Source organism: Rhodobacter aestuarii (genome assembly GCF_900156655.1).
GTDB lineage: Bacteria > Pseudomonadota > Alphaproteobacteria > Rhodobacterales > Rhodobacteraceae > Rhodobacter > Rhodobacter aestuarii.
The window spans coordinates 49,366-55,598 of record NZ_FTOG01000016.1; the positions used below are offsets into that span (position 1 = coordinate 49,366).

The 6,233-nt window shown below is 61.3% G+C and carries 7 protein-coding genes, 1 tRNA gene and 1 pseudogene; 6 read left to right on the forward strand and 3 right to left on the reverse strand.

All coding sequences use genetic code 11. The annotated features are described in order from the left end of the window. Positions 1-31: 31 nt before the first annotated feature. The 4 genes and pseudogenes from BW967_RS17535 (at position 32) to BW967_RS17550 (ending at position 4,058) form a co-directional block, all read left to right on the forward strand. A complete protein-coding gene (locus BW967_RS17535; protein ID WP_076486393.1) occupies positions 32-2,296 on the forward strand; it encodes an adenosylcobalamin-dependent ribonucleoside-diphosphate reductase in 2,265 nt (754 codons plus the stop codon). A gap of 316 nt (positions 2,297-2,612) precedes the next feature. Next, on the forward strand, positions 2,613-2,861 hold the full coding sequence (locus BW967_RS17540) for a hypothetical protein (RefSeq protein ID WP_076486394.1): 249 nt from the start codon (positions 2,613-2,615) through the stop codon (positions 2,859-2,861). A 34-nt stretch (positions 2,862-2,895) separates the two neighbouring features. Continuing rightward, positions 2,896-3,312, forward strand: a pseudogene (locus tag BW967_RS17545) (RNA ligase family protein); the annotation flags it as partial. Positions 3,313-3,323: 11 nt separating this feature from the next. After that, positions 3,324-4,058: a hypothetical protein gene (locus BW967_RS17550; RefSeq protein WP_245826617.1), complete on the forward strand. Its 735-nt coding sequence runs from the start codon at positions 3,324-3,326 to the stop codon at positions 4,056-4,058. An 11-nt stretch (positions 4,059-4,069) separates the two neighbouring features. Here the strand turns inward: BW967_RS17550 and BW967_RS17555 are convergent, their stop codons facing one another. Both BW967_RS17555 and BW967_RS17560 read right to left on the reverse strand, forming a co-directional pair. Further along, on the reverse strand, positions 4,070-4,417 hold the full coding sequence (locus BW967_RS17555; RefSeq protein WP_245826618.1) for a hypothetical protein: 348 nt from the start codon (positions 4,415-4,417) through the stop codon (positions 4,070-4,072). A gap of 127 nt (positions 4,418-4,544) precedes the next feature. Next, entirely contained in the window at positions 4,545-5,354 is an 810-nt protein-coding gene (locus BW967_RS17560) for an ATP-grasp domain-containing protein (protein WP_076486396.1), read from the reverse strand. A gap of 111 nt (positions 5,355-5,465) precedes the next feature. Here BW967_RS17560 and BW967_RS19110 point away from each other — a divergent pair, with 111 nt between their 5' ends. Together BW967_RS19110 and BW967_RS17570 are read left to right on the forward strand one after the other, a co-directional pair. Further along, complete coding sequence (locus BW967_RS19110) at positions 5,466-5,831, forward strand: DUF3732 domain-containing protein (RefSeq protein ID WP_076486397.1); 366 nt, start codon at positions 5,466-5,468, stop codon at positions 5,829-5,831. Continuing rightward, positions 5,801-6,124: a hypothetical protein gene (locus BW967_RS17570; protein WP_139327860.1), complete on the forward strand. Its 324-nt coding sequence runs from the start codon at positions 5,801-5,803 to the stop codon at positions 6,122-6,124. The genes BW967_RS19110 and BW967_RS17570 overlap by 31 nt, the downstream gene beginning before the upstream one ends. A 17-nt stretch (positions 6,125-6,141) precedes the next feature. On the opposite strand, the gene BW967_RS17575 is transcribed toward BW967_RS17570, so the two are convergent. Continuing rightward, positions 6,142-6,218: transfer RNA gene (locus BW967_RS17575), tRNA-Met, on the reverse strand. Positions 6,219-6,233 lie beyond the last annotated feature (15 nt).

The following is a 6,233-nucleotide window of genomic DNA, read 5'->3' on the forward strand; positions in this document are numbered from 1 at the left end:
CCGTTCCCCAAGCCGCCCCGAGGATGCCCCGATGAGCCGTTTTTCTGCCCCTATCGCTGAACAGATCTGGGACATGAAATATCGTTTGAAAGAGGCAGATGGCGCCCCCATCGACGCCTCTGTCGAAGACAGCTGGCGGCGTGTGGCACGCGATCTGGCCTCGGTCGAAACCGATCCTTCCGCTTGGGAGCCGCGCTTCTACGCTGCGCTCGAAGATTTCAAATTCCTGCCTGCGGGGCGGATTTTGGCCGGCGCGGGCACCGGGCGCTCGGTCACGCTTTTCAACTGCTTCGTCATGGGCACGGTTCCCGACTCGATGGGCGGCATTTTTGACATGCTCAAAGAAGCCGCGCTGACGATGCAGCAAGGTGGCGGCATCGGCTATGATTTCTCTACCATCCGTCCGCGCGGGGCGGCGGTGCAGGGTGTCGCGGCGGATGCCTCTGGCCCGCTTTCGTTCATGGATGTCTGGGATGCGATGTGCCGCACCATCATGTCGGCGGGCTCGCGCCGTGGCGCGATGATGGCGACAATGCGCTGTGACCACCCCGATATTGAAAGCTTCATCACCGCCAAGCAAGATTCGGCCCGGCTGCGGATGTTCAACCTCTCGGTGCTGATCACCGATGCCTTCATGGAAGCGGTCAAAGCCGATGGCCCGTGGGAGCTGACCTTCGGCGGCAAGGTCTACCACACCATTCAGGCGCGCGATCTGTGGAACAAGATCATGCGCGCCACCTATGATTTCGCGGAACCCGGGGTGATTTTCATCGACCGGATCAACGCGATGAACAACCTCAACTATCTTGAGCAGATCTGCGCCACCAACCCCTGTGGCGAACAACCGCTGCCGCCCTATGGTGCCTGCCTTCTGGGCTCGATCAATCTTGCGCGGCTGGTGTCTGCGCCGTTCACCGAAGCCGCGGCTTTGGATGAAACCGCCCTTGATGAATTGGTCCGCACCGCTGTGCGGATGATGGACAATGTGGTGGATGCCTCGCGCTTCCCGCTGCCGCAACAAGCCGAAGAAGCGCGCAACAAGCGCCGCATTGGGCTTGGCGTGACGGGCCTTGCCGATGCGCTGCTGATGCTCGGCCTGCGTTACGGCTCCGATGAAGCTGCCGCGCAAACCGAGGCTTGGATGAAGCTGATCGCCCGCGCCTCTTACCTTGCCTCCGTCGATATGGCGAAAGAGAAGGGGGCCTTCCCGCTCTTTGACGCAGAGAAATACCTCGCCTCCGGCAATATGATGCAGATGGATGACGACGTGCGCGACGCCATCGCCACGCACGGTATTCGCAATGCGCTTTTGACCTCAATCGCGCCCACCGGCACGATCTCGCTTTACGCGGGCAATGTCTCGAGCGGCATCGAGCCAGTCTTCGCCTATGCCTACACCCGCAAGGTGCTGCAAAAAGACGGTTCGCGCACCGAAGAGGAAGTGGTCGATTACGCCGTGCAAATGTGGCGCGACCTGAAGGGCGATGCGCCGCTGCCCGATCACTTCGTCAACGCGCAGACGCTTGCGCCGATGGACCATGTGAAAATGCAGGCCGCCGCGCAGAAATGGATCGATTCGAGCATTTCGAAAACGATCAACTGCCCGGAAGACATTTCCTTTGATGCGTTCAAAGACGTTTATATGGCGGCCTTTGAAAGCGGCTGCAAAGGCTGCACCACCTACCGCCCGAATGATGTGACCGGCTCCGTTCTCACAGTTTCGGAAAACTCGGAAAAAGCGCCAGAGGCCGACAAAGGCGCCGAGGTGGTTTATCTGACCGAACCGCTGGGCCGGCCCGCCGCGCTGGAAGGCGCGACCTACAAGCTGAAATGGCCCGGCTCGGAGCATGCGATCTACATCACCGTGAACGACATTGTGCAGGGCGATCACCGTCGCCCGTTTGAAGTCTTCATCAACTCCAAAAACATGGAACATTTCGCCTGGACCGTCGCGCTGACGCGGATGATCTCGGCGGTGTTCCGGCGTGGCGGTGACGTGAGCTTTGTCGTGGAAGAGCTGAAAGCCGTGTTTGACCCGCGCGGCGGGGCGTGGATGCAGGGGCAGTATATCCCCTCGATTTTGGCGGCCATTGGCGGCGTGATTGAGCGCCACCTCATCTCGACCGGCTTCATTGCAGGCGAGGGAATGGGGCTGAAAAGCGATCCGCGTGCTGAGGTGATGACCATCGGCGAAGCCCCCCGCGGCCCCGCATGCCCCTCTTGTGGGTCCTATGCGATGCGCAAAGTCGAAGGCTGCATGACCTGCGCCGATTGCGGCCATTCGAAGTGCGGGTGAGCGGTCGATAGGCCAAAAGTCTGTAGGACCCACTAAATCTTGGCCATTTCCGGGGTAATTTGTCCATTCCGGCACAGGATTAATGACCATCGGCTGCGCTGTAGTCGGTGGTTTCTTTTTGTATCAATGGCTTGCGTATTTGGTTGTTTTGCAGCGTTCGATGCATCGTCGTTGCGCCCCGCCTTGGTGGGCGCCGTTGACGGCTAGCCCTGCTTTCGGCATCCCTCAGGGCCAATCCGGCCGGGTTCTTTCCAACTTCCCCCTCATGCAGAGCCTCTGCGCGAGGGCATGGCGCGCTGCGCCTGAAAGGACCTCCATGACGAAGATCAAGTTCATCAATGCCCGCTTCGCCGATCCAAACGAGGACGAACTCGCCATCAAGCGTCGCTTCGAATGGCACCTGCGCACGCTCCGTGCGATTCGGAACGGCGTGTCTCCGAAGGTGCCGGGAGACTTTGAAGATGAGTTGCGCTGGAACGAAGATCTCTTCGCCATACCGCTCTCAGAAAATGACCGCAGCAAGGTGATGCGCCGCGCGCGCGGGGTGCCATGCGCGCAGCCCTGACAGCCGCAACCACCCCTCGCGCGACTGGCTCAAGGCCTTTGCCGCGGGCATCGCGCCGCTACTGGCCGAAGGCGAGCGGATCGTCGGCGAGAACCTTTATGCGCGCCATTCGGTGGGCTACGACGCGCTGCTCGCGTGGTTTCTGGGCTTTGCCTGGATCCTCGACGACGCGGTGCAACCCTGGGATCTGACCCTGCTGCGCTTCGAGGAATTGGGCATCATCCCGGTGCCGACGCTCTGGCGCGGACCTTGGCGGGCGGGACTTTTTGAAACCATCGCGGCGGGGCTTGATCTAGCCCGGCAGGAGGGCTTCGTCGCGCGCGTGGCAGCGGCCTTCCCCGAAGCCGAGATGCCGCGCCGGATGGGCAAATATGTCCGCGCGGGCCATGTGCAAAGCGAAACGCACTGGATGCAGACGGCGCTGGTGCCGAACGGGCTCAAAGGCGCATGAGGATCGGACGCGTGGCCCTGCATCTGGCGCTGGCCGCTGTTCTGACGGTGCTGACGCAGCTGGGCGGGCTGGCGTGGCTGATCAGCCGTCTGTTTCGCCGCAAGTTCCTTGCCTTTGCGATTCTTTATGCCGGGCTTTGGCTGGGCGCGCTGATGATCGCGCCGCTTTTCGGGCGGGTGCCGATCACCTGCCACGGCGATGGCCCGCTGGTGATGCGCTCCTGGGTCTTTTGCCTTGCGAACCGCAATTACGTTGCCCACGATCTGCGGGACGCCGCCACGGACATGGCGGCAAAGATGGCCCGGGCCCATCCCGGCACCGTGACCCTTGCGCTGGATGGCAACTTCCCGTTTCTGAACGGATTTCCGCTGCTGCCGCATCTGTCGCACCGCGATGGTCGCAAGCTTGATCTTGCGTTTTACTATGCGGACCAAGGCCGCTACCTGCCGGGGCAGACCCGGTCGCCCCTGGGCTATTTCGCCTTCGAGCCGGGGGAAAGCACTTGCCCGCCGCGCTTTCCGACGCTGCGCTGGGATCTGCCCTGGCTGCAACCGCTCTGGCCCGATTACGCCCCTGAACCCGAACGGATGCGCCTTGCGCTGCGGCTTTTGTCGCGCGATCCGCGGATCGGCAAGATTTTCCTTGAACCGCATCTGGCGGCGAAATTCGGATCCGGCGCGCCGAAGATCCGCTTTCAGGGCTGCGCCGCCGCCCGGCATGACGACCACATCCATATCCAGTTGTAAGATCTGCGCGCTCAGCGGGCGGGTTTGGCCAGCGATGTCAGCCGCCGAGTCAGCGCCACAACGGCCAGACACAGCCCGATGACCAGACAAAGGCCCAGTTCAACCCAATCCAGCCCGGCAAAACCGCCATTGAGTTTTGCAAAGCCGAAGCCGACGCAAAGCGTGGTCAGAAAATTGACGGCCCGCTGTGACGAGGCCGATTTCGGGATCAACAGTGAAAAGGCCAGAAACCCGATCACGACAGCGGCGCTCAGGCCCCAGTCAAGACCCTCCGACAGGCTGATGCCGCCAGTGCCCACGTTCACCAGCGTGGTCCGAACACGCTCCGGGTCATTGGAAAACAGATCGCGCAGAAACACGCCCGATTGCTGATAAAGCTACCGCCGCAACGGGGCGGTGACAAGGTGAAGCCCAACCGCCAGCGCGATCGGCAGAAAGAACAGCAGCAGATGTCGAAAGACAAAACCCATCTTGCCCCCGGACCGCTCAGCCAAGCGCGTCGATCGCCGCCGCCAGCTTCATCACATCGGCCGCATAGAACCCGGCGGCATTGATGCAGTTCGTTTCCAGCAGTTTCAAGCTGGTCTCGGTGCGGCAGATATCCATGACATAGGCCGTCGCATAGCCCGGGTTCAGCCGCGCAAGATCTTGGGCAAAAGCCAATGCATTCGCGTCGATTTCGGGCCGATAGGTCACGCGGTCGCCTTCCTTGTAAAGCGAGAAGGTGACGACCTCGCCTGCGACGATCCAGATCCGCCATTCCTTCAAGATACGTACCGGTTGCGTCAGCATCATCCGCGTTTCAGGGCGCAGCGAGCCGTGCGGGATTTCATCGGGGTCGAGCGTCATCACCTTGCGGGCAATTTCGAGGATTTCGGACGCGGGGCGGACCTTGCCCGCCTGTTCCTTGCCATCCGCGACAGGGCGGATGAACCAGAGCCGCCCTTCATCGCCCAATTTTCCATCGCCCTGTGCCCCGTCGCCCACTCCCTCGGCGATCTCGCGCACGGTGCAGAATTTGGCGCCCGACCCGTTGAGCAGATAGGCGCCCCAAGCGGTTTCTTCCACGAAAGGGCGGATCGTGAACACACCCGGAGAGAGTCCCTTGGCCCGGGCATACCGCCAAAGCGTATAGGCGCCGAACAGCACCACCGCGTTCGGGTTGCGCACCTCAGGCTCGGGGATCAGATCGCCGACGAAGGGCACGACCTTGTGCCAGGAATAGGCGATCCCCAACCGGTCAAGCGCGTGAGCCAGTTTCTCCATGTCGTCGAAGTGCTGCAAGATCCACTGCATCGGTTTCGGGCCTCCGCCCTACAAAGGCAACGCGCAAGGCCCCGTTAATAGCACCCGCAGCCCGCAGCGTCACGATCCCTTGGGAAAAGACCGAATCCGATCTGCGGCGGGATGGCACAAACCCGTTCGGGCGCCCGTAGTCGGCTGAACCGCCCTTTCTGGAAAGCTCGAGAATGTCTTGTCTGGTGGTGCGGCGTCGCTGAAGATCGAGGCAACGACAAGCATATTGATGTTAGCGGCATCGGTTGCGCACTGCCCCAAACCCAACGCCCGTACCCTGCGCGGCTCAACCTGCCGCAGTTGACAATAGTCTTCGATCGACCCGAGCGTCCTGTGCCAATGGGCAGGACTGGCGGCGGCGAGAACCATTTGGCCTACCATCTGTCAAGGACGTCTATCATACCTGTGCCTGCAATCACGATGAACGCTGCAAAGAGAACAAGCCCGTGGCGGCCAAGGCGAAGAAATTCATCATGAGGGGGCGCGGTGTCGAGACCGGCCTAATCGTCGAGGCCGCGGCCCAGAAGTTCTTCGAAAGCAACGCGACCTATCGGATGGAACGGCGATTGTCCAACAGCAACATCAACCTGTCCCGCCAGGCCATCGGCCGGAACATCGCCCAATCGCCCCCTTCGCGTTCGTCTTTGTCATTTTTGTTTTTCGTTGCGCGCTGGCCACACCTCTCAGTGCGCTCCATCTGCTTCCAGAGTGCTTCCAGTGTTGTTTTCGCAACGCAAAAGGCCCCGCGATTTGCGGGGCTAGGTCATTGATTCTAGCTTGGATTTTTTGGTTGCGGGGGTAGGATTTGAACCTACGACCTTCAGGTTATGAGCCTGACGAGCTACCGGGCTGCTCCACCCCGCGCCGGTGTTTTGTGGC